This window comes from Pseudomonas citrullilanati, from assembly GCF_030580855.1.
Taxonomy (GTDB): Bacteria; Pseudomonadota; Gammaproteobacteria; order Pseudomonadales; family Pseudomonadaceae; genus Aquipseudomonas; species Aquipseudomonas citrulli.
Map to the genome: position 1 here is coordinate 110,618 of NZ_JAUQOP010000004.1, position 23,158 is coordinate 133,775.

Below are 23,158 nucleotides of genomic sequence, written 5' to 3' on the forward strand. Positions count from 1 at the left end.
AACAGCCTGAAGCGAATACAACCTCTTCGATGATATAAGTCAGGTTCACACCGTTATCATTCAAATATCGAATGCGTTCGCTGCAAAGGCATGCTTTCCCCTGCAGATTTCTCACCGATGATGCGGGTTGCCGGTATTATCGGCGACTGACTTCATTGACCGTTTTTAACTCGACTCCAGATACGCGTGCGCAACCGGTCAGCCTCCAGCGGCATCGCTTCAAGCACGAAGAGCTTTTTCATAACGCTTTCAGGCGGATAAACCATCGGGTCGTTGAAGACAGCACTGTCGACTATGTCGTTAGCAGCTACGTTGCCATTGGCATAGTGCACGTGGTTACTAATGTCGGCTATGACGTTGGGCTCTAATAGGTAATTCAAAAACGCGTAACCGGCCGTTTCATTTGGAGCATCGGCAGGCATCGCGACCATGTCGAACCACATAGGTGAGCCTTCCTTGGGGATGGCGTAAGCAATCTGCTGGCCGTTCCCGGCCTCATTAGCCCGCGCTGCGGCCTGCATCACATCGCCGGAAAAGCCCACCACCAGACACACGTCACCCGTTGCAAGGTCGCTGGTGTACTTGGAGTTGTGGAAGTAGCTTACATAGGGGCGCACCTTGAGTAGCAGCTCCTGTGCCTTCTTGTAGTCGGCCTTGACATTGCTGTGATGCGGCAAACCAAGGTAGTTCAAGGCGATGGGAAGGATCTCGGGACCATTGTCGAGCATCGCCACGCCGCACTGGGCGAGTTTCTTCATGTTTTCCGGCTTGAACACGATGTCCCACGAGTCTATCGGTACATCACCCAGGACCGCTTTGACCTTGGCCACGTTGTAGCCGATGCCGGTGCTGCCCCACAGGTAGGGAAAACCGTAGCGGTTACCGGGGTCATTGGCCTCCAGAACCTTCATCAGCGTCGGGTTGAGGTTGTGCCAGTTCGGGAGTTTGCTGCGGTCCAACGGTTTGAGTGCGCCGGGCGTGATCTGCCGGGCCATGAAGTGGTTGGATGGAAACACCACGTCATACCCTGAATGGCCGGCCATCAGTTTGACGTCGAGCACCTCGTTGCTGTCGTACAGGTCATATTGAGTCGGGTGCCCGGTCTGGGCGGTAAAGTTTTGCAGGGTATCTGGAGCGATGTAGCTGCTCCAGTTGTAGATCCTGACGGTGTCTGCTGCCTGAGCGGTAGACGCGATCAACAGTAACGGAAAGATCGACTTCAACATGCGAGACCTCAACCTTTGTTCTAGGCGTTATGGATGAAGGCAGTTCAGAAAATCAGTACGTAGCTCTTGCGAACGGTTTCTTGTACATCCCAGATTCCCGTCGTGTTCGCAGGGAACATCAACTCGTCGCCGGCCTGGATATGAAGGGTCTCGCCACCGTCCGGGGTAAAGGTGCAACGCCCCTGAATGAAGTGGCAGAACTCCTGTTGCACGATCTGGCGCCGCCAGCGGCCGGGGGTGCATTCCCACACGCCGGCCTCAACGCCGTCGTCGCGTTCGACGCATGCCGTGGCAACCTGTGAAAGCGGCTCGCCCAGCGGTACACCAACAGCGCCAGGCTCACCGAGAGGCAAACGGGCGGTGTCGCGAAAATGATCGATCTTCATGCAAACGGCTCCTTGGACTTCATCAGACGTTCCATGCAACCGGCCAAGCCTTCAGCCATCCGGCGACGCCAGCGTGGCGCATGGAGGTTGGCCAATACCTGATCCTCGTGAACGAAGCTCTGGATAATGGCGTTGTAACCCAGCCAACGCAGAGGCTCGGGCTCCCATCGTGGCAACGAGTCCAGGGGACGATCACCCAACACCCAGGGTTGGCGAGTCAGTTCGTTGTCTTGGCCCAGAATCAACGCCGCCACGGTTCGGCCGCCCAGGTTGCTGGCGCCTACCCCTTCGCCTCCGTAGCCACCCGCCAGTGCGATCCGCTGGCGACGGTCGGCGAGCATGTGCGGGTGAAAGGACCGGGCGACCCCCAGATTTCCGCCCCAGGCATGGGTCAGGCGCACATTGCGCAGGATCGGAAAGAGTTCACTAAACAGGTGTTGCCGCAATGCTCGTTCGGCCTGAGTGAGGTTGAAGTCACTGCGCAGGCGACCGCCAAAGCGATAGCCACCGCGGGCGCCAAACACCAGGCGATCATCTCGGCTGCGCTGACCGTAGGTGACTTGGCGGCTGTTTTCGCTGAACGCCTGGCCACGGGTCAGGCCGATTTCGGCCCACACATCGGCCGGGAGTGGCTCAGTCGCGACGATCAGGCTTTGCGCGGCCAGTTGATGTTTGTTCAACGGGGGCAGGGTGCTGGCATAACCTTCGACCGCCGGCACCACCCAATCGGCGCTTACCCGACCGTGCTCGGTTCGAACCTGGCCTGGCTTCCAGTCGAGCACCGCGCTTTGCTCGAAAATGCGTACACCCATCCGTTCGACGGCGTCGGCCAGCCCCCGCACCAACCGTGCCGGCTGGATGGTCGCGCAGTGAGGTGAATACAGGGCGCCGCACGCCTGGGCCACATTGAGTTGTTCACGCATGGCCTGAGGACTCAACCAGCGGTAGTCGTCTTCACCCAGGCCTTGCGCACGGGCGACGTCGAGTTGTTCGCGCAGGCGCCGTTCTTGCTCGGGATAACGCGCCGCACAGTACAGCACGCCGCCTTTGCGCAGTTCGCAATCAATGCCTTCGAGGTGGCACACCCGCGCTACCTCGTCGGGGATTCCACGCAGCAGTCGGTAGCCCGCGTGGCGTTGCGCGGCAGGTAATGGCCCCAGGAGCCGGTCTTCGCCCAGCAGGTTGCCCATCAACCAGCCGCCATTGCGACCGGAGGCGCCGTAGCCGGCAATCTGTGCTTCAACGATGACGATGTTCAGGTGCGGTGCTTGCTGTTTTAGGTAATAGGCCGTCCAGAGGCCGCTGTAACCGGCGCCGATAATCACAACGTCTGCTTGCAGATCCTGATACAACGCCGGGCGCGGCGTCAGCGCCTCGCCGAGTTCCTCCATCCACAAACTCACACCACCCCAGCCAGACATCCCCATGCTCCATCGGTTGTTTGTCGACAGAGATTAATGCGCTGCGACAGGGGCTGTGTTATCTGCGGGCACGCACGCAATTGGCTTTCAACCACGCCTTGGGCGTGCAGCCGGTATGACTTCGGAAGGCCTTGTAGAACGCCGAGGTGGAGTTGAATCCGGCACTCACCGCAAGGGCCTCGATGGGCGCGTTTTCACCGTGATTGACGAGGCGCTCAAGCAGGTAGGCCAGCCGTGCTTGGGTCACGTAGCGATAGAAACTTTGTCCCAGCACTTGGTTCAGCAGGTAAGACAGCTGATTACGGCTGTACCCGGTAGCGCTGGCAATCCGTGCAAGATCCAGATCCGGGTCGAGGAAGGGCTGCTGGCGGGTAAAGTAATCGGCCAAGTCTCGCGCCATGAACGTCAGCTGGCGCGCCGAGAGACCCAGTTTACTGATGGCGGGGGCGTGGCGCCCAGTCTGGGGCTCGCTGTCGCGCACCAGCGAGGCATATTCGTTTATACGGAGGATCAGGCCATCACATACCGTGATGGCTTCACTGGTGCGAAAAACCACCCGCTCGCCACTGCCTTTCAGAGCCGTCTGGTACTGGATGAATGCGGTACAGCCATCTGCACGGATGCGGTCGTTGTGTTCAAGATACTCATCGGGATGACGCGGCAACGTGCTGGTGATGTAAGCGCGCAACTCGGTCAGACCCATGCTGCGGTTCTGGAAAAAATCGTTGTACTGCACTTGCGGGTGATAAATCGCGAGAATCGCCTCCAAGTCGCGGCGTTTCCACGCCATGTGGTAACGCAGCACCACTTCGAGGGTCAGCGCTGTCTGTTCGGCGGTATCTGGCGGAATGAGGAGCATGGTCTGACGGGCCTGATGACTGGACCGCACCAGTCTAGTGCTTGAACGGCTGAGTGAACAAATACAGGCAGGCCCGAGACTGTCAGATTTTTTGTGTGCGGGCCGGTAACGGCCTGCCGTTAGGCAGGCTGTGCTTTTACCGGGTCGGCCTGATAAATCGATCTCCGTACAGAATCGCAAATTGATTCATCGCACTCTTCCAGTTATGGGCTGCAGAGCCCCAGTTTGCAGTGATATTGCACAGCCCGAGCCAGATCAGTTTGGTTGCCGCATCGCCGGTCGGGAAGTGGCCGCGAGTCTTGATGAATTTTCGTAGCTGAGCATTGATGCTCTCGATAGCGTTGGTTGTGCAGACCACTTTTCGGATCGCTGGCGGGAAAAACGAAAAATGGAATCACTCGATCCCAGGCACGCCGCCAAGCCGCCACTACCGTCGGATATTGCTTGCCCCAGGCCCGGTTTCGAACGCATCCAGCGCTTGCTCAGCCGCTTCGGCGGTGACTGCTTGGTAGATCGGTTTAAGCGCCTTGGCCAGCCCAGGGCGCTTATCCCAAGCTGCGTACTCGAGGCTGTTGCGGATCAGGTGAACGATGCAAGTTTGCAGTGTTGTGGCTGGAAAGACCGCGCCAAGGGCTTCTGGCATGCCTTTAAGGCCATCTGTCACGGCAATCAGTACATCTTCAACACCGCGAGTTTTGAGGTCGTTGAAACCTTCATTCAGAACTTCGCGCCCTCGGTATTTTCGATCCATATGCCAAGAATCGCGCGCGTTCTGTCAGGCAAAACACCCAGCGCCAGATAAATCGCCTTGTTACGGACAAGGCCTTCTTCGCGATTTTGACCCGCAGCGCATCAAAAAAATGACCGGATACATGGGCTCAAGCGGTCGCTGTTGCCACGCACCAATTTCTTCCATGGCCTCGTCAGGGACCGAGCTGATGAAATCATGCGAAACCTCTGTGCCGTATTGCTCAGAGGGAAAAGCACGGATCTCACGCACCGTCATGCCTCGGGCATACATGGCGATGATCTTGTCATCGAGAAACTGCCATCCCGGTCGCGGGGAATATCCAGCCGCAGCGGGCCATCGCCGGTCAGTACGGTTCTTCCACTCTTGCCATCGCGCTGATTGGTCTCATCCTCTGGGCGCTGCGCGCCCGGAGGATAGCCCAAGTGATGGCCGAGTTTGGCGTTCAAGGCCCGTTCAATCAAGGCTTTCTTGAATACCGCTGAGGCGTCCTCGATAGCTTCCGCTGTCATCAACCCCTGGCCGAACTGCTCAAGCAGCTCTTTGGGATTTTGGGCAGGTCACGCAGGGGTTTCTTCTTGGTTGGCATACATGCACCTCTTACCCATGTTATGCCCGAACACAAAATTTCTGACACCCCCGCAGGCCCAGGCGTACCTGATTGAGCGAGCTGAGCCTCTAGCTGCCTGTAGCGCTGCCATATTTGCCGCCCAGCACCAACGCAACACCACCCAGCACAGCGACGGATGCCAACACCATCCTTACGCTCAGGCTTTCCCCCAGAAAAACGATACCAGCCAGCGAAGCCAGGATGGGTACGCTCAACTGCCATGTCGCTGCCTGAAACGAGGCAAGATGACGTACCGCGACGTACCAGGCCGCGTAACCGACGCCTGACGCCAGCGCTCCGGAAAGAACGGCATAAAGTATCCCCAGCGGATCCCAACGCAGCCCTAACAGAAACGGTAAGCTTGCAATCAGGACCAGTGGAATGGAGCGGATAAAATTGCCGGCAGTGGTCGCAAGAGGATCGGCGACACCCTTGCCGAGTAGTGAATAAACTCCCCAGGCCAGCCCCGATAGCAACATCGTGAGCGCACTCAGGGGATCGGGTGCTGCCGCGCCTGGAAGCAGCAGACTGACAAGGCCAATGAGCGCCAACACAAACCCAACGATCGCCAGCCCGTGCATCCGCTCGCCTTTGAACAAGCCGTACAGAACCATGCTCAGTTGAACCGCGCCAAACAACAGCAACGCCCCCGTCCCGGTCTCCAAATGATGGTATGCGAAAGAAAAAGCGAAGACGTAGATGAACAAGGCTGTGGCGCCTTTCCAACTGCCCTTGATGGAAGTCGTGGATCGCCTGACGACGCACATCAGCCATAGCACCAAGGCCCCGCTAACCAGCCGGACAACGCTGAAACTCGCAGCATCGACGTCGGTGTGCTTTAGCGCCAGGCGGCACAGCAGTGAGTTCGCGGCAAAGGCAATCATGGCGAAACAGATCATCACAATCAGCCTTGCCGAGGCTGATGGATTGGACGTTCGGGTGAAGTGTCTGCTCGTTGTCATGGTCGGTCCGAATGCCTTGGTAGGCTCCTAGAACTTTCGACGCCACCGCGCCCGTTGGAAACGTTCGACTATAGCGAGCTTATAAAGGCGCCTGTACCGATCGGTCAATACAATTTTTTTCCTACGACCATGGGATGAGCGTCTCTCGCATGTATCCTTCAGTGCGAGCCCATGGGTATGATTGACCCTCAACCGGTTGGAATTGACTCATGGGAAAAAAGAACGCCGTCGTCGCTGCCGAACCTGCTGAAACAAGCACCAAGGAACGGATCCTGAAAATCGCTGCACAGTTATTTTCAACGCGCGGGTTTCACGCGACCGGCATGGCTGAGTTGGAAAAAGCCACTGGCCTGGCTCGAGGCGCACTGTATTACCACATCGGCAGCAAGGAAGAATTGCTGTTCGAAATCACCAGCCGGTACCTGCGAGTGCTCATCGCAGAAGGCACGCCTCTGTGCGAGAGCGATTTGACTGCGGAAGATAAATTTCGCCATCTCTCGGCCATCGTGATGCGCACGATTGTCTCCCACCTGGCCGAAATGACGGTGTGTTTTCGCGAAGTGTATTCGGTCATTGGCGAGCGCCAGACCGAGTTGCTCGACCTGCACCGGCAATATGAAAAACTCTGGTCGCAGATCCTCAAGGCTGGCGTGAGCGAGGGGACCTTTCGCACATCCGACTCGTTGGCCGTGAAGGCTATCCTTGGTATTCATCACTACAGCTACTTGTGGATCAAGCCTGGAGGCCCTCGCTCCCCGGAATCCATCGCGACGTTTTTCTGTGACACCCTCCTGCCCGGACTGAAGGTTGAGCCGCGCCCCGCTTGACTGTCATCAACGGCGCTTCAGATGCGCCGCCTCCCTGGACCTCCTCCGCTTTTACGTTCCCTCGCCATGGTTGCCCTTGCGACTGGACCAGGCGTACTTTTCGTCCTACGCTGACCATAGACCGACCGATCGGTCTGTAGATGTACTGTTGCGTCGTTCCGACAAAAACAAGAGGGAAAAACAATGACAAAAAAGTCCATGATCCCCGCCAAGCAAGACATGCCTCAAACAGCTTTGGCTCGCAGGGATTTCCTGATTAAAAGCGGGGCCATTATCGGTACTGCTGCGTTTGCTCTGGGTGACAGCGACCTGGTCAACGGGGAGACGACCAACATCGCCCCGCCTGATCCGAGCCAGCTTCTTGAAGTCCCACAATGGACCCGCAGTCTTGGCGCTCCCACGGCAAGCCCTTATGGCAAACCTTCAACATTCGAAACCAAAGCGGTCAGGAATCTATATCCCGGCCTGAAGGACACGATGTCCGCCTACAGCACCTCGCCACTTCAGGAGTTGGACGGCATCATCACCCCGAACGGCCTTTTTTATGAGCGCCACCATGCGGGCGTCCCACAAATCGATCCGGCGCAACATCGGCTGGTGATTCACGGCCTCACCGAAACAGCCTTGATCTTTACCATGGACGAGATACGCCAATTCCCCGCCGTTTCTCGAGTGCACTTCATGGAGTGCTCGGGCAACCCATCGTTTCTCCCACCCTGGGGCAAAACCGCAGCAGAAGTCAGCGGCCTGGTGAGTTGCGCTGAATGGACAGGCGTTACTTTGAAAACCCTGCTGGATGAAGCCGGGCTTAAGCCTCAAGCCAAGTGGATCATCGCCGAAGGGGCCGATGGCGCGGCAATGACACGCAGTATTCCCATCGAGAAATGCCTCGACGATGTGCTGGTGGTCTACAGCCAGAACGGCGAGCGCCTGAGGCCGGAACAGGGCTACCCGCTTCGCCTGTTTGTCCCCGGGTACGAGGGCAATACCCACATCAAATGGCTGCGCCGACTCCACGTCACCGACGCGCCCGCCTACAGCCGGGAAGAAACCGCCAAATACACCGACTTGATGGCGGACGGCAAGGCTCGGAAGTTTTCCTTTGTCATGGAATGCAAATCGCTGGTGACCTACCCTTCCGGCACCCAGAAACTGACGCGCAAGGGCCTGCATGAGATGCGTGGCATTGCCTGGAGCGGCCACGGCAAAATCACCCGGGTCGATGTTTCCGTCGATGGCGGCGATAACTGGACACAAGCCAGGTTACAGGAGCCCATTCTGACCATGGCCCTTACCGTCTTCAGGGCGCCTTTCGAATGGAACGGCCAGGAATTGATGATCATGAGCCGCGCTATCGACGAGACCGGATACGTTCAGCCGATGCTGGACCAGTTGATCAATGAACGTGGCAAGGTCTCTTTCTACCACAACAATTCGGTGCAACCGTGGCGCGTGTCCAGCACTGGGGAGGTGACCAATGGACGGGCTTAAAGGTGGGTCGTTATTCATCGGTTTGCTTTGCGCCTTTGCGCTGACTCATGCCTCGGCACAATCCCGATACGGTTTGGGCACCAAGGCTACCGAAGCGCAGATCGCTAGCTGGAACATCGATGTAGCACCCGACGGCAAGGGCTTGCCTCCAGGACGCGCGACGGTGGCAGACGGGGAAAAGGTCTACATGAACAGCTGCGTCAGCTGTCATGGCGTGAAGCTTGAAGGCGGCATTGGTCCTGCATTGGCGGGGGGCAAAGGAACGCTGACGACTGACAAACCGCTCAAGACAGTCGGCAGCTATTGGCCTTATGCAACGACACTTTTCGACTACATCCGCAGAGCCATGCCCTTCCAGGCGCCACAGTCATTGTCCAACGAACAGGTCTATGCAGTGACCGGCTACATCCTGCACATGAACAAGCTGCTGGACGCCAACGCGACCGTGGAAGCGGCGACCTTGGCGGATGTAAAGATGCCGAATCGAGACGGTTTTTTTACCGATGACAGACCGGACAGCAAGGCTGTTGCGTGTATGTCGGACTGTTTAAAAGCCCACTGACGGATCAAAAAATGTAGAATCCGCTCGCCGGAAAACCGTTCCCTTCTCCACGAGCTTTGCTGATGAAGCTGGCCAGCCGCGAAAAATCGATGATTGCCTGGGTGCTGTATTTCAGCGTCCTGTTCGCGTCGTTGCTGTGCGCGATGGGCCATGGACAAATGGCCGGCTTGCGATTGAGCGGTCTGGACGGCGGACTGTTTTGCTCTACAGACGGCGGCGCGGTACTCGAAAGCCCGCACGACGTGCCCGCCCCTTCACTGCCCGTCGAAGCTGATTGCGTCATTGCCAGCCTGTTCGGCGCGATCCTGCTGGCAGCGTTTTTCGGGCTGCTCGCCCTGCTTGCCGGCGAGCCAGCCAGGCCCTTGCCCGCACAACCGACCCGCTGCTTACCCAGGCAGCGCTGGCCCCTGATCAATCCTCGCGCCTCCCCAGACCTGCTTCCCTCGCCTTGACATCATCACCACTTGCCGCTGCATGACGCGCGGTCGGTGTGTGCTCATCGAATTAAGACAGGAAGCTTTTCATGTTTCGCTTGACTACTTTGGCGCTGCTCGCGGGCAGCACCTGCGCGTGGGCGCAAGACACGACTCTGAACTTACCCGCCAGCTATATCAACGCCTCGGCCGACCAGCCGAAACCGGCCACCAGCCTGGACCTGGACACCCCCATCGAAAGCGGCTCGCGCCTGAACCTCAGTGCCCGGGAAAATCCCGCCTCTGTAAGCGTAGCCGATCGCAAGACAATGGAACGCATCGGTGCACGCAACTTTCAGGACGCGGCGAACGCCCTGCCCGGGGTGAACGCTTCCGCGCCACCCGGCTGGGGTGGCTATGTGTCGTACCGTGGTTTCAACGGTGCCCAGATCAGCCAGTTGTTCAACGGCATCAATCTGCAATACGGCGGCGCAGCACGTCCGGTCGGCGCCTGGATTTATGACCGGGTGGAATTGCTCGGCGGCCCCTCCTCGTTCCTCAACGGCAGCGGTGCCGTGGGCGGCAGCCTGAACGTGATAACCAAGCTTGCCAACCGCGACGAAGATACTTTCGAAGGCCGGATGAGTTACGGTCGCTACGACACCTGGGAAACCGCGGTCGGCTTCAATAGAGCGCTCAACAGTGGCGATGGCCCACGCCACTATGCGCGCCTCGACTACAGCCGCACCAACAGCAACGGTTACATCGACCGCCAGGAGAACGGTGCGGGCAACCTGGCCTTCTCGCTGCTCAGCGACATCAACGATCAACTCTCCCATACGCTGGCGATCGAATATCTGGAAGAGGAAGAAGACAGTCCTTACTGGGGCACACCGGTACTGCAACCAATGACCGGCAGATTGCACATCGACAAGCGCAACCGCTTCAACAACTACAACGTCAAGGATGGCCGCTATGAGCAGCGCACCCGCTGGATACGCTCGATCACCGACTACCATCTGGACGACAACACCCAGTTGCGCAATACCTTCTACCGTTACGACGGCCAGCGCGATTACCGCAACCTTGAGGTTTACCGCTACAACAGCGATAACAGCGCTATCGCCCGCTCCGGCGGTTACCGCCAAAGGCACGATCAGGAGGTCAACGGTGACCGTATCGAGCTGACTCACCAGGCTCAACTGTTCGGCCTGGCCAGCGATTGGGCTCTGGGCGTGGATTACAACACTAACCAGCAAACCAACTATCCATTGTCCAAAGGCGCCTTCGACACCATCGATCCAGATGGCTTCGAGCCGGGCCACTTCTCGGACATTCCGGGGATGGATGCACCGCGCACTAAAGGCCGCAGTACTTGGACCGACACCTCGTCGGCTTTCCTCGAGAACCGTACGCGTCTGACCGAGCGACTGGCGCTAATTACTGCGTTGCGCTATGACCATATCGACTTCGAGGTCATCGATCATGCGGCGCAGGCCAGGCTCGACAAACGTTGGGATGCAGTCACGGGTCGCCTGGGTCTGGTGTACGACCTGACGTCGAATGTCAGCCTTTATACCCAATACAGTACGTCAGCCGAGCCGCCGGGAGGTACGCTTACCGGCGCCTCCATTTCCCAAGTGGGCGACTTCGACTTGAGCACCGGCCGCCAAATCGAGGTGGGCAGCAAGTTCGATTTTCTTGAGGGTCGCGGCTCGGCCACTGCGGCGGCCTACCGCATCGTGCGCAAGAACATCTCCGTCCCCTCCTCTACGGTGCCCAATACCACCGAACAAGCGGGTCAGCAGACTTCGACCGGCATCGAGCTCGCGACTTCGTTCAAGATCACGCCCAAGCTATTGGCCGCGGGTAACTTCAGCTGGGTCAGGGCCGAGTACGACGAATTCAATGAAACCATCGCAGGCGTCGTTTACTCGCGCAAAGGCAAGAATCCGGTGAACATTCCAGACCGCGTAGCCAATCTCTGGTTGACCTATGACGTGGCTCCCGACTGGCAACTCGGGGCCGACGCACGTTACGTGTCGTCGGTCTACGCCAATACGGCCAATACGACGTGGGTGCCCTCGTACACCGTTTATGGTTTGTCCATGACTCACGACCTGGACAAACACATGCAGCTCAGCGCGCGTCTGCGTAACCTGAACGACGAGGTCTATGCTCGTTTCATTCACCAGAGCAACACCCAATATTACCTAGGAGAGCCGCGCAGCCTGGAAGTCGCTGTGCAGTGGAGCTACTGATAAGAAAGAACCCGTAGCGTTATGGAGGGGCCCGCTGGACTGACATCCCAGCGTCCCTTTCATGATTCAAGCAGCTGGTCGTTCCCCTTTGATAAGCTCGAAAACATCGCTTATAGAACGAGGTTCGCCAGACTGTTTTTTTTTTCGATCTCTTCAGGCTTCTACTGTTGCGGCCAATTGCTTACGAATGTCCATTCGGTCAAAGTGAGCGCGCTTTTCAATGATTTTTCCATCGGCAACGGTCAGGAGCATCATCAACGAAAATCGTACTCGGGCCCCTTTCGGCTCAATCCCTTCAAATATTCCGGTTTGCCGACCATCGAATATCATGTAAGCCGCAACCTGATCGCCCTCGGCGAGCAGTGATTCGATCTTAAAAGTGAATCCTTCGAAGGCATCGAAGTTTTTTTTCTCCGACTGGATGAATCCTGCTGCTCCAGGAATAGGCGTGTCTACTTGGGTATAAAAAACAAAGCTCTCATGGCAGCAACTCGCCGCTGCCGCGTAATCCTCAAGCTGAATAGCGGCATAAAATTTTCGCACCAGTTCTTTGTTTGCTTCGACCGACATTAACTTTCTCCTTGCTGAATGGTCGTTTGGGCTCGCTGAATCAGAGACTACAAGTCTCGCCGTCTTCGGGGATGAGCAAGCGATCAGTCATGCCCTTCTCCACGGAGAACTCACGAAGCTCTTTACGCGTCAGCACAGCATGGTTTACAGACTCCATATGGGTAGCGATAAGCGTCGCCTGAGGCGCTGCCTGAAAAACTTCGTAGACGTCCTGCTTACCCATGATGATGGAACCGAGCCCGATCACCTGGGCATCTCCGGCATTTAGAATGACGACTTCGGGCTGAAACTGCTGCAAGGCGTCCTGGACGTATTGATTCCAGATCGTGTCGCCAGCGAGATAGAGAGTTTTCTCGTCTGGATGACTGAACATTACCCCGCACACCTCGCCAAGAATTTCCCCCATAGCTGCCATTGCACCATCAGTGCCGTGTTGACCGAGAGTCTGCGCCAGCGACACTCCATTAAATAGCGCTCCTTTGATCAGTCGAACGTCGCCGAAACCCTGAGATAGGATCAACTCACGGTCCTCTTCATTCTGAACAAAAATCGGCAGTTGTTTGGGAACCAGGGCTTTAGCGGCCTCGTCCCAATGATCGGGGTGGGTATGGGTCACGATGACGGCGTCAACGTTCAAGATGTCTTCCATGGACACCGGCAATGCCACCGTAGGGTTGAACAAATGGCTATTAGCCGTCCCCTCAAACCCTGGATATGCCCCCTTCTTTGCAAGCAAAGGGTCGATCAGAAACCGAGTCCCTGCGTATTCAATAATCAACGTTGCGTTACGTATCTGCGTGACCTTCACGATATTCTCCTTGACTCAAGCTATGATTTGGACCGAACAGTCCAAAATGTATAAAGTTTTCGACTCTTACAAATCCAAATTCGACAGCAGCAGGTGCAGCGCACTTTCTAAATCTTGTTTCGTGTATCCAGCACGTGCCATGACCTGCAGTCCGGGAAAAGCCAGAACCAACAGACGGGCCAATTCTCGGGCATTCCGGTTACTACCCAATGACCCATCTTGTTGCCCTCGCTCAATCGCCCTCTCCAACGCCTCCTCAATGAGACGAAAGTCCTCCATGACCCTCTGACGGACATCAAGATCATGTGCCGCCATCTCTACAGCTTGATTGATGCTCATGCAGCCATGAGATTCACTTGGGTCATTAAGGTCAGCAAAAAGAGAACGGAAGAACGACTCGATAGACAGGCGTGCAGGGCCGTCCTGCAAGGCTCTATGCATGTCTTTAGCTCGCTCACGACGATAGGCGTCGAACGCCATAATAAATAACTCGCGCTTGCCGCCAAATGTTGCGTACAAACTGCTTTTGCTCAGCCCCGTGGCGCCGAGAAGGTCAGTTATTGAAGTTGCCTCATAACCTTTGCGCCAGAACACAACCATTGCCTTGTGTAAAGCTTCTTGCGTATTGAATGTCTGCGGTCTGGACATGTTCGATTCGAGCGCTCCGTTGCGTAAGCCGGATTGGACTGTATGGGAACTACTCTAACCGTTAAGGACCGATCGGTCCAGAATAACGTCAAACCACTGGTCGGTAAGCGACAGCTCATCAGTCAAGTGGCGTGTTTCAGCCTCAGTCGCATATGCAGTGACCGGTCTGCGCAAGCGATGATCGTTCCACCATACTGCGCTGAGCTGCCATCCCAAGTGGTAATCACTCCATCAGCGCCTTTTACTATCGGAATCAACGCTTGGATATCGTAAGGCTGCAGACTGGCTTCGATCACCACATCAACGAATCCCGATGCGAGCATGCAGTACGCATAACAATCTCCGCCAAAACGAACCAACTTCACCTGATCCGCTACCGCTTGAAAAGCGTCTCGACGAACTGCCGTGTCGAACAACTGCAATGTCGTGCACATCAACGTGGCCGAGGAAATTTCCGGGCATTGACGTGTTTTAACTTGTTTCCATTGAGCCAAGCGCCTTCAGGCGTGCCAACGTACCGCTCGCCAGTAAATGGCTGATTCATCACGCCGAGCACAGGACGCTGACCATCGTTTAGGGCTATTAGCGTCCCCCATAGTGGCAAGCCAGTGATAAACGATCGAGTCCCATCGATAGGATCAAGTACCCAACTCAGTTCACTGCGCCCCTGCAGCGAGCCTTCCTCCTCACCTAAAATTCCATGTGTGGAGTATTGATCCTGAATCAGTTCACGCATTGCTTGTTCGGCTTTACGATCAGCCAAGGTTACCGGACCTTAGACGCTACCCCCTTTGTGCTTTACATCCAACGTGCTTCGAAAGTACGGCTCAATAACCTCAGCGGAGACATCAGCTAAACGCTCAGCGAAATGCTGATACTCATTAATCAAACGCATGTCCAACACATCAGCCCTCCTTCCCGGGCGCGGGCGCTGTCTGGCCGCTGTCTTTCAAGGCCTTGGTCACTTCCGGCGGCATGTATTTTTCATCGTGCTTGGCCAGCACTTCGTCGGCCACCACCACGCCGTCGGCATTTAGCTTGCCCAAGGCGACAATGCCCTGCCCTTCGCGGAACAGGTCCGGCAGGATGCCGCGGTAGGTGATGGTCACGGTCTTGTTGAAGTCGGTGACGTTGAAGGTCACGTCCAGGGAATCCCCGGAGCGCACCAGCGAACCTTTCTCCACCATGCCGCCGGCACGGATGCGCGTGTCCTTCGGTGCTTCGCCGTTGGCGATCTGGGTCGGGGTGTAGAACAGGTTGATGTTCTGTTGCAGGGCACTCAGGGCCAGGCCGACCGCGGCGCCCACGCCCACCAGGATCGCAAGAATGATGACAAGACGTTTTTTGCGCAGCGGATTCACTGACCGTTCTCCCGGCGCAGACGACGCGCCTCCTGTTGCAGATACCGCCTGCGGGCCAGGACCGGCACCGCCACGTTGAGGACCAGCACGGCCAGGCAGATGCCATAGGCTGACCAGACATACAGGCCATGATGGCCCATGGCGAGGAACTCGCCGAATGAAGCGAAACTCATCGAGCGCTCTCCAGGCTGCTCTGCACTTCGGCCTTCACCCAACTGGCGCGGGCCTCGCGCTTGAGCACTTCCAGGCGCATGCGCAGCAGCAGCACCGCGCCGAAGAAACAGTAGAAACCCAGCGCCGTGAGCAGCAGCGGTAGCCACATCTCCACGGGCATTGCCGGTTTTTCGGTGATGGTGAAGGTCGCGCCCTGGTGCAGGGTGTTCCACCATTCAACCGAGTACTTGATGATCGGGATGTTGATCACCCCGACAATGGCCAGCACCGCGCAGGCATTGGCGGCACTGTCACGATTGCTGATGGCGTTGCCCAGCGCAATGAGACCGAAGTACAGGAACAGCAGGATCAGCATCGACGTCAGTCGGGCATCCCAGACCCACCACGAACCCCAGGTCGGCTTGCCCCAGATGGCCCCGGTGACCAGCGCCACGGCGGCCATCCAGGCGCCGATGGGCGCGGCGCATTGCAGGGCCACGTCGGCCAGTTTCATTTTCCACACCAGCCCGACCACGCCACACACCGCCAGCATCACGTAGATGGACTGGGCCAGCATCGCGGTGGGAACGTGGATGTAGATGATGCGGAAGCTGTTGCCTTGCTGGTAATCCGGTGGGGCGAAGGCCAGGCCCCAGACCACGCCGACGCCAATCAGCAGCAGTGCGAAGAGGCTCAACCAGGGCAACAGTCTGCCGCTGATGCCGTAGAACCACTTGGGTGAGCCGAGCTTATGAAACCAGGTCCAGTTCATTGCTGTTTCCATCACGGTTGCGGCCCAGGATTTGCGACCGCCGAATCTGCCCATGGAGCAGGCCTCGCTAGCTGTTCGTGTTCCCTTTAACCAAGAGTGTTTTACATTCTGGACGCTTCAGAAAATGAACGGTCAAACCAAAAATCAACCCCCAAAAAGGGGCGGAGAATCCACAAAAAGAGACCCCAGAAGCTGTAACGAGAAAAGTGAAAAGTCCTGCGTCGTGCTCTTTTGTCTCACCCAGGCTGCGCACCAATGCATCGCCGATCGCGCCATACAACGCCAAGCCTGCAAGTGCTGCGATCAACGCTCTAGGAAACGCCGCGAACAAGGAAACCAGCGTGGCACCTGCTATACCAAACAGCAGATAGGTGGCACTCCCGGAAAGAGCAGCGACATAGCGCCGCCGCGGATCCTCATGGGCCTCGAGGCCGGTACAAAGGCTTGCTGTAACTGCCGCGAGGTTCAGACCATGGCAAGCAAAGGGCGCCAACAGCATCGCGCCGATAGCACTGACACTGATAATGGGACTGGCAGGCGTGTTGAACCCTGCGTTGCGCAAAACTGCCATGCCTGGCATGAACTGGCCCGTCAGCGACACCACAACCAACGGCAACGCCAAATTCAAAATGACCGTTAAAGAAAACTGAGGAGCGATCCATTGAGGAGTGGCTAGGTCAAACACTAACACTTCGGTTCGCAAGTGCCCGCCAAACATCGTGACGGCGCCACCGACCAGCAAAACGGCCAACACGGCATAACGTGGCCAGACTCTACGCATTAGGATGTACGCAATAAACATCGACGAGACCAAGGCTGGCTGCTCCGGTAGCACCCGAAATACCTCGATGCCGAACGAAAAGAGAATGCCGGCTTGCATGCCCGCCGCGATCGAGCCCGGCAAGCGAGCGATGATTCGATCGAAAGCACCGCTAACGCCAATCAGCAGTAGGATGACATTAGCGACTATAAACGCACCCACCGCTTGATTGATGCTCATTTGCGGAAGCGCCGTAACGAGCAGCGCCGAACCGGGGATGGACCACGCAATCACGACCGGCACCCGATAATACAGGCTGAGCGAAGCCCCAATTACCGCACTGCCAATCGAGATCGCCCATATCCAGGATGAAAGAACTTCCTGTGAAAGGGACGCACTCTGTGCGGCATGAAAAACCAACACAAGCGGGCCGGCATAAGAAATCAACGTTGCAATGATCCCTGCCACCAGAGCTGATGGCGAAGCATCTCTGAGCACACTTTTCATGGCATTCGCAATTTATCGACGCAACAAGGAACGACTCATCAGAACGGGGGCCGTCCCGCTGGCCCCGTTCTGGTGAATTAATCATGCATTCTGGAGGGCTCGGGGGCGCTGACTGCGCTGCTCTGCAGTTGGATCAACAGCGTGTTGCAGCTGGAAGTTAAACTTGAGTTCAGCGTAGCGCCCCGAAACACCCCGTGCGCCATCCTCCTTGAACTCCACCTCTCCAACCAATCCATCGCGGGTGGCGTATGCAAAGTCATCCCAAAGGTACTTATCTCCTGAAAGATTGATCTGAGTAGTCAGATGCCTGTGTCCTGGAGCCGAAATGAAGAAGTGAACATGCGCCGGTCGCTGGCCGTGGCGACCGAGCCCGTCCAGGCATTCCTGGGTAGGGCCCTGCGGATCGCAACCATAGCCGGAGGGCACGATACTGCGCGCACGGTAGCGCCCCTGCGCATCTGTAATGATGCGACGACGCAAGTTGTACTCAGACTGGCTCTTATCGAAAAATGAATACGTGCCCTTGGTATTGGCGTGCCACAAATCTACCGTGGCGCCCGCCAGTGGATGACCCTGTGTATCAAACACTTGGCCTTCAAGGAACATCACGGTAGCTGGCCCCTCCTCGTTGCCGTCGTCCATACGGACTTCGCCTTCGCTTATGGGGGCACCAGCAACGTAAAGGGGGCCCTCGATGGTACGTGGCGTACCGCCCGTCAACCCTACCTGCGCATCCTTGGCGTCTTGCAGCAAATCCAGGAAGTGCTCAATACCTAGGCCTGCGACCAGCAACCCGGCCTCACTGCGCCCGCCCAAACGGTTGATATAGTCCACCGCTTTCCAGAACTCATCCTCGCTGATTTCAAGGTCTTCGATTATCCGCGCGGTATCGTTCAACACTCGTAGGATGATGCTTTTGAGGCGCGCGCTGCCCGCCGCATTTTTCAACCCAGCAGCATCCTCGAAGAACTTCTGAATCTCGGCGGTTTGCGAAATCTTCACGGTCATGGTGTTCACCTCATCTTGTTTTTTTAGAGTGATCGAATAGCAATTGCAGGAATCTCAACGGTCATCCGCATGGATGGACGAAGGGTGGCGACACAGCCCGTTGATCTCGATGCTCATGTAGGGAAAAAGCGGCAGCTGCATGAGGGTGTCGTGCAGCGCCTCGACGCTAGGTGCATCGAACACGCTGTAGTTGGCGTAGTGACCCGCGATGCGCCAGAGGTGGCGCCAAGTACCCTCGCGCTGCAGTCGCTGGGCCAGTTCTTTTTCGTCGGCTTTGAGTTGCGCTGCCCTGCTCGCATCCATATCGAGTGGGAGGTTCACGGTCATCTTGACGTGGAATAGCATGGTGCTCTCCTTATAGGGTTGCGGATTCAGGAACGGCGAAAATGAGCCAGGCGATCTTCATCCAATGCCAATCCCAGACCTGGCGTGGATGGAACAAGAAGCTGGAAATCACGATACTGTGGTCGCTCGACCACGATGTCTTCGGTCAATAACAGCGGACCAAACAACTCGGTGTCCCAGGTCAGATGCTTGAGCGTGACGAATGCATGAGCCGAAGCCAGGGTGCCGATTGCACCTTCCAGCATCGTCCCCCCGTACAGCGCGATGCCGGCCGCTTCGGCAATCTGTGCCGTACGCAGCACAGCGCGAGGGCCGCCATTTTTTGCGATTTTTAGCGCGAAGACGCTGGCTGCGCCATCCGCCGCCAGGCTGAACGCGTCTTCGACGCTTTCAATGGACTCATCGGCCATGATGGGTGCCGGGCTTCGCTGGTTCAGCCGAACCTGGCCTGATCGATTAACCCGCGAGATGGGTTGCTCGATCAGATCAATGCCGTTCTCGCCAAGCACCTGGCAGCCACGTATTGCCTGGGACTCGTCCCAATACTGGTTGACGTCGACCCTCACACTGGCACGATCGCCAAGGGCCTTTTTGATCGCAACGACATGCTTGAGATCCTGCTCCAGAGGATTGGCGCCGATCTTCAATTTGAAGATGCGATGACGGCGCAGCTCCAACATTTGCTCGGCCTCGGCAATGTCCCGGGCGGTATCGCCGCTGGCAAGCGTCCAGGCGACTTCCAGGCTGTCGCGTACCCGACCGCCAAGCAGCTCGCAGACGGCCATTCCAACGCGTTTGCCCTGGGCATCGAGTAGCGCGCTTTCGATGCCGGACTTGGCAAAAGTATTGCCCTTGGCAATCTTGTCGAGTTTTTGCATCGCGGCATTAATGTTGTCCGCTGCCATGCCTACCAGCGCGGGCGCCAAGTGAGCGTCGACATTGGCCTTGATACTCTCCGGGCTTTCATAGCCGTAGGACAAACCGCCGATGGTGGTGGCTTCGCCGATGCCTTCGATGCCGTCACTGCATTGAAGCCGCAGAATAACCAAGGTCTGCTTTTGCATCGTGTGCATGGCTAGCTTGTGCGGACGAATAGTCGGCAGGTCGACGATGATCGCCGACAGGCTGTGGATCAGTACTGGGCTCATGACAATCTTCCGATACGTGAACTGAGAGACACCTGGTTCCGCTCAAGGAACAAGGCAAGATTGGTTACGGTTTGGCGGCCATCAAAACGCTCGAATCGGCCACGTTTCTTTTGCCGACGAGGGTGAACAGCGCCATGGCTATCGCGGCAATGGCGCCTGGAACCGCGAACGCAACGAAATTCAATGGCAGCGGCAGGCCAATGCCCAGCAGTGCTCCCCCCAACAGCGGCCCCAGGATCGCGCCATTGCGACCGATACCCGATGCCCATCCAAGGCCAGTGGAGCGAATCGACATGCCGTAGAACTGGGCAGTGGCGGCGTACAGGAGAATTTGCGTACCGATGGTTGTCGCGCCGGCCACACTGATCAGCAGATACAACAATGCCGGCGAACTTTTGAATCCCAGAAGGCTGATGGACACGGCGGCCGTCAGGAAAAACATCACCGTCACTTTTCCAAGGTTGTAGCGGTCTCCCAGCCAGCCACCAAAGATCGCTCCGGCCATACCACCGAAATTCAGCGCCAACAGAAAGGTCAGGCTTGAACCTAAGCTGTAACCGGCATTTGCCATCAGCTTGGGCAGCCAGGAGCTAAGTGCATACACCATGAGCAAGCAGCAGAAAAATGCGACCCACAAACACAGGGTGCGGGACGCGCGCCGCTCACGAAACAACGCCAGCAGAATCACTCCGCGGCCCTTGTTGTCCGCCTGGCTCAACGTATCGCTATCGCTGGGAGCCGAAGCAGGGTCTACTTTGCTCAGAATGCGCCGCGCCTGCCCTTCCCTCCCGGCCCGAATCAGGAAACCGATCGACTCGGGTAAAAAAACCAAGATCATGGGCAGCAGCAAAAGGGGCACGGCTGCGGCGAAGAACATGGATTGCCACCCGAAAAGCGGAAGCATGTAAATTCCCACGCTAGCGGCAAGCACGCCTCCCAGCGAGTAGCCACTGAACATGACCGCAACCAAAGTGCTGCGAAGACGTCTCGGGGCGAATTCGCTCATCAATGCGACTGCGTTAGGCATCAGCCCCCCGCAGCCCAATCCGGCAAGAAACCGGCAAATGCCAAACTCTGTCGGATTGCTGACAAAACCGTTGATAAGGGTTGCCGAAGAAAACAACGTGAAGCAGATTGCGATGCTTTTCTTTCTTCCGATCCTGTCAGCCAGCGACCCAAACGCAAGCGCTCCGAACATCATGCCGAACAGTGCATAACTGCCCAGTGCGCCGGCCTGGATCGGCGTGAGTTGCCACTCGCGCATAATGGCCGGCAGCACAACGCCGAAGATGAACAGGTCGTATCCGTCAAATATCAAGAGCAGCGCGCAAAGCGTTACCACTCCCCAATGGAATCGGCTGAAGCGTGCATTGTCGATGAACTGATTAACGTCAATTACTCGCATGGCGTCGTTACTCTTGTTTTTATTTTGGGAACCACATCGGCGATGCAATCTGTCGCGCCTGATGCGACAGGTTTTCCTGGTCAGCCGAGGTCACCGCCACTGACTGGCAGCGTTACGCCGGTGATATAGGACGCGTCATCCGAGGCCAGGAACAGGATCGTGGCGACCTGTTCGTCGATCGTTCCGTAGCGCTTCATCAAACTGCTTTGAATCGTCTGGTCGACGATTTGCTGATACCAAACCTTCTCTTCTTCGGTTGGCTGCGCGGTGTTGCGGGGGATACGCCGCGGTGGCGCCTCGGTGCCCCCGGTCGCGATCGCATTGACCCGGATACCACGTTCGGCATTCTCGAACGCCAAGCAGGCGGTCAAGGCGTTAACGCCACCTTTGGCTGCGCCATAAGGAACACGGTTGACGCCCCGGGTCGCGATTGACGAGACGTTGACGATCACGCCGTGCCCTTGTTCGAGCATGTAGGGCAACGCCGCGTGACAGCACCAGAGGGTCGGAAACAACGAGCGACGCACTTCCGACTCGATTTGCGCGGCCTCGTAACGCTCGAACGGTTTGGTCCAGATAGTCCCGCCCACGTTGTTGATCAATATGTGCAGGCTGTCGAAAGCCTCGACGGCGGCTGCCATCACCGACATGCATTCGGTGTGCATTTCCAGATCGGCGACGAGGGTCAATACGTCGTCTTGTTTGAGCTCATGCACCAGCTCCGATCGATCAACCGCAACAACCCGCGCGCCCTCGGCCCGCAATTGCTCACACACGCTTCGACCAATGCCTTGAGCCGCGCCGGTTACCAAGGCAACCTTGTTTTCGAATCTGTTTTTCATGACAACCTCGAACGGAGTCTTTGCGTAACGATTCAGGCCGCGGCAGGCGCGAACTTTTCGAAATAGAAATTGGCAGGGTTAATCCCTTGCTCGCGGATGTAATGGTTGACCGCTTCGACCATCGGTGGCGGGCCGCACAAATAAACGTCTACCTCGCCCCCGTTGAGATGACAGGGCTCGATGTGCTGAGTGACATAGCCCTTGAACGGATAAGTACTTTCCGGATTGGCCACACAGGCGCGAAAACTGAAGTTGGGGATGCTCGCGGCGAAAGCTTCCAACCGATCCAACTCGACCAAATCGAAATCATTGGTGACGCCATAGATCAAGTGCACCGGATGCTCACTGCCCTGCTCCGCGATTTTTTCTAGCATGGCTGTGAATGGCGCCAGCCCGGTGCCGCCAGCGAGCAGCAGCAGTGGTCGCTTGATTTCACGCAGGTAGAAACTACCCAAGGGGCCGGCCAGGTTCATGCTATCGCCGGCCTTGGCCAGGCCGGTCAGGAAACTGCTCATCAGGCCGCCCGGTACGTTACGGATCAAGAAGCTGACCTCACCGTCTTTCTGCAACGAGCTGAAAGAATAGGCGCGTGTCTGTTCGCTACCGGGTACTTGCAAGTTGACGTATTGGCCCGGCAGGAACGCCAGCTTGTTTAGGCCATCGCCCTTGATCGATAGCGCGATGGTGCTTTGAGACAGTTGTCGCACATCGCTGATTGATGCCTGGAAACTCGCCTGTTCGATCTTGCAGACTTGCGAAGCTGCGGGCACCCGCACGACGCAATCGCTCTGAGCGCGCATCTGGCACGTCAGCACGTAACCTTGGGTAAGCTCGTCTTCGCTCAGGGCATCTTCGATGAAGTTGTCACCCATGTCGTAACGCCCGGCCTCGGCGAAACATTTGCAGGTGCCGCACGCGCCGTCACGGCAGTCCAGCGGGATGTTGATGCCTTGGCGATACGCCGCATCAGCGACGGTTTCGTGCCCCTGGGCCTCAATGAAGCGGGTGATCCCGTCTTCGAAATTTAATGCGATCTGGAAACTCATGTTGCACCTCACTCACAGC

The 23,158-nt window shown here is 57.1% G+C and carries 24 protein-coding genes and 3 pseudogenes; 5 read left to right on the forward strand and 22 right to left on the reverse strand.

Translation table 11 applies throughout. From position 1 onward, the window contains the following. Positions 1–152: 152 nt before the first annotated feature. The 8 genes and pseudogenes from Q6A48_RS04975 to Q6A48_RS05010 all read right to left on the reverse strand — a co-directional run bounded on the left by Q6A48_RS04975 (position 153) and on the right by Q6A48_RS05010 (position 6,149). Positions 153–1,226 carry a polyamine ABC transporter substrate-binding protein gene (locus Q6A48_RS04975; protein ID WP_369811662.1) on the reverse strand — a complete coding sequence of 358 codons (1,074 nt, stop codon included), beginning with the start codon at positions 1,224–1,226 and terminating at the stop codon, positions 153–155. Positions 1,227–1,270: 44 nt separating this feature from the next. Continuing rightward, positions 1,271–1,612: a cupin domain-containing protein gene (locus Q6A48_RS04980; RefSeq protein WP_304552500.1), complete on the reverse strand. Its 342-nt coding sequence runs from the start codon at positions 1,610–1,612 to the stop codon at positions 1,271–1,273. After that, positions 1,609–3,033: an NAD(P)/FAD-dependent oxidoreductase gene (locus Q6A48_RS04985; protein WP_047738986.1), complete on the reverse strand. Its 1,425-nt coding sequence runs from the start codon at positions 3,031–3,033 to the stop codon at positions 1,609–1,611. The genes Q6A48_RS04980 and Q6A48_RS04985 overlap by 4 nt, the downstream gene beginning before the upstream one ends. 58 nt (positions 3,034–3,091) lie before the next feature. Next, positions 3,092–3,892 carry a helix-turn-helix domain-containing protein gene (locus Q6A48_RS04990; RefSeq protein ID WP_047738987.1) on the reverse strand — a complete coding sequence of 267 codons (801 nt, stop codon included), beginning with the start codon at positions 3,890–3,892 and terminating at the stop codon, positions 3,092–3,094. A gap of 136 nt (positions 3,893–4,028) precedes the next feature. Further along, positions 4,029–4,556 (reverse strand): annotated as a pseudogene (locus Q6A48_RS04995) (transposase). A gap of 53 nt (positions 4,557–4,609) precedes the next feature. Next, a complete protein-coding gene (locus Q6A48_RS05000; RefSeq protein WP_267886035.1) occupies positions 4,610–4,675 on the reverse strand; it encodes a hypothetical protein in 66 nt (21 codons plus the stop codon). A gap of 28 nt (positions 4,676–4,703) precedes the next feature. Continuing rightward, positions 4,704–5,152: pseudogene (locus Q6A48_RS05005) on the reverse strand (transposase). A 166-nt stretch (positions 5,153–5,318) separates the two neighbouring features. After that, complete coding sequence (locus Q6A48_RS05010) at positions 5,319–6,149, reverse strand: DMT family transporter (protein WP_234407909.1); 831 nt, start codon at positions 6,147–6,149, stop codon at positions 5,319–5,321. A gap of 272 nt (positions 6,150–6,421) precedes the next feature. Here Q6A48_RS05010 and Q6A48_RS05015 point away from each other — a divergent pair, with 272 nt between their 5' ends. From Q6A48_RS05015 to Q6A48_RS05035, 5 genes are all read left to right on the forward strand, one after another. Then, positions 6,422–7,039, forward strand: a complete 618-nt coding sequence (locus tag Q6A48_RS05015) for a TetR/AcrR family transcriptional regulator (protein ID WP_047738989.1) — start codon at positions 6,422–6,424, stop codon at positions 7,037–7,039. Positions 7,040–7,222: 183 nt separating this feature from the next. After that, positions 7,223–8,530, forward strand: coding sequence for a sulfite dehydrogenase (soxC, locus tag Q6A48_RS05020; RefSeq protein ID WP_047738990.1), 1,308 nt, complete (start codon positions 7,223–7,225; stop codon positions 8,528–8,530). Continuing rightward, on the forward strand, positions 8,517–9,092 hold the full coding sequence (locus Q6A48_RS05025; RefSeq protein WP_047738991.1) for a c-type cytochrome: 576 nt from the start codon (positions 8,517–8,519) through the stop codon (positions 9,090–9,092). The genes soxC and Q6A48_RS05025 overlap by 14 nt, the downstream gene beginning before the upstream one ends. 62 nt (positions 9,093–9,154) lie before the next feature. Next, a complete protein-coding gene (locus tag Q6A48_RS05030; RefSeq protein ID WP_047738992.1) occupies positions 9,155–9,544 on the forward strand; it encodes a DUF2946 family protein in 390 nt (129 codons plus the stop codon). Positions 9,545–9,615: 71 nt separating this feature from the next. Beyond that, on the forward strand, positions 9,616–11,766 hold the full coding sequence (locus Q6A48_RS05035) for a TonB-dependent receptor (protein WP_047738993.1): 2,151 nt from the start codon (positions 9,616–9,618) through the stop codon (positions 11,764–11,766). Positions 11,767–11,919: 153 nt separating this feature from the next. Here the strand turns inward: Q6A48_RS05035 and Q6A48_RS05040 are convergent, their stop codons facing one another. The 14 genes and pseudogenes from Q6A48_RS05040 to benC form a co-directional block, all read right to left on the reverse strand. Beyond that, a complete protein-coding gene (locus Q6A48_RS05040; protein ID WP_047738994.1) occupies positions 11,920–12,336 on the reverse strand; it encodes an ester cyclase in 417 nt (138 codons plus the stop codon). A gap of 40 nt (positions 12,337–12,376) precedes the next feature. Then, entirely contained in the window at positions 12,377–13,144 is a 768-nt protein-coding gene (locus tag Q6A48_RS05045) for an MBL fold metallo-hydrolase (RefSeq protein ID WP_047738995.1), read from the reverse strand. Between the two features lie 66 nt (positions 13,145–13,210). After that, complete coding sequence (locus Q6A48_RS05050) at positions 13,211–13,792, reverse strand: TetR/AcrR family transcriptional regulator (protein ID WP_047738996.1); 582 nt, start codon at positions 13,790–13,792, stop codon at positions 13,211–13,213. Between the two features lie 122 nt (positions 13,793–13,914). Then, positions 13,915–14,687, reverse strand: a pseudogene (hisN, locus tag Q6A48_RS05055) (histidinol-phosphatase). A 10-nt stretch (positions 14,688–14,697) separates the two neighbouring features. Continuing rightward, positions 14,698–15,153, reverse strand: coding sequence for a cytochrome c maturation protein CcmE (gene ccmE, locus Q6A48_RS05060; protein ID WP_047738997.1), 456 nt, complete (start codon positions 15,151–15,153; stop codon positions 14,698–14,700). Continuing rightward, complete coding sequence (ccmD, locus tag Q6A48_RS05065) at positions 15,150–15,326, reverse strand: heme exporter protein CcmD (RefSeq protein ID WP_047738998.1); 177 nt, start codon at positions 15,324–15,326, stop codon at positions 15,150–15,152. Before ccmD ends, ccmE begins: the two co-directional genes overlap by 4 nt. After that, on the reverse strand, positions 15,323–16,078 hold the full coding sequence (locus Q6A48_RS05070; RefSeq protein WP_047738999.1) for a heme ABC transporter permease: 756 nt from the start codon (positions 16,076–16,078) through the stop codon (positions 15,323–15,325). Before Q6A48_RS05070 ends, ccmD begins: the two co-directional genes overlap by 4 nt. Positions 16,079–16,145: 67 nt before the next feature. Next, complete coding sequence (locus Q6A48_RS05075) at positions 16,146–17,345, reverse strand: benzoate/H(+) symporter BenE family transporter (RefSeq protein ID WP_047739000.1); 1,200 nt, start codon at positions 17,343–17,345, stop codon at positions 16,146–16,148. 81 nt (positions 17,346–17,426) lie between these two features. Next, on the reverse strand, positions 17,427–18,353 hold the full coding sequence (catA, locus tag Q6A48_RS05080; protein WP_047739001.1) for a catechol 1,2-dioxygenase: 927 nt from the start codon (positions 18,351–18,353) through the stop codon (positions 17,427–17,429). A 54-nt stretch (positions 18,354–18,407) separates the two neighbouring features. Continuing rightward, positions 18,408–18,698 (reverse strand): muconolactone Delta-isomerase, encoded by a 291-nt coding sequence (catC, locus tag Q6A48_RS05085; protein ID WP_047739002.1) that lies wholly within the window; start codon positions 18,696–18,698, stop codon positions 18,408–18,410. A 26-nt stretch (positions 18,699–18,724) separates the two neighbouring features. Continuing rightward, positions 18,725–19,846, reverse strand: coding sequence for a muconate cycloisomerase family protein (locus Q6A48_RS05090; protein ID WP_047739003.1), 1,122 nt, complete (start codon positions 19,844–19,846; stop codon positions 18,725–18,727). A gap of 64 nt (positions 19,847–19,910) precedes the next feature. Continuing rightward, on the reverse strand, positions 19,911–21,251 hold the full coding sequence (locus Q6A48_RS05095) for an MFS transporter (protein WP_047739004.1): 1,341 nt from the start codon (positions 21,249–21,251) through the stop codon (positions 19,911–19,913). A gap of 80 nt (positions 21,252–21,331) precedes the next feature. Beyond that, positions 21,332–22,093 carry a 1,6-dihydroxycyclohexa-2,4-diene-1-carboxylate dehydrogenase gene (locus Q6A48_RS05100; protein WP_047739005.1) on the reverse strand — a complete coding sequence of 254 codons (762 nt, stop codon included), beginning with the start codon at positions 22,091–22,093 and terminating at the stop codon, positions 21,332–21,334. Positions 22,094–22,125: 32 nt separating this feature from the next. Beyond that, on the reverse strand, positions 22,126–23,139 hold the full coding sequence (gene benC, locus Q6A48_RS05105; protein WP_047739006.1) for a benzoate 1,2-dioxygenase electron transfer component BenC: 1,014 nt from the start codon (positions 23,137–23,139) through the stop codon (positions 22,126–22,128). Between the last annotated feature and the right edge of the window lie 19 nt (positions 23,140–23,158).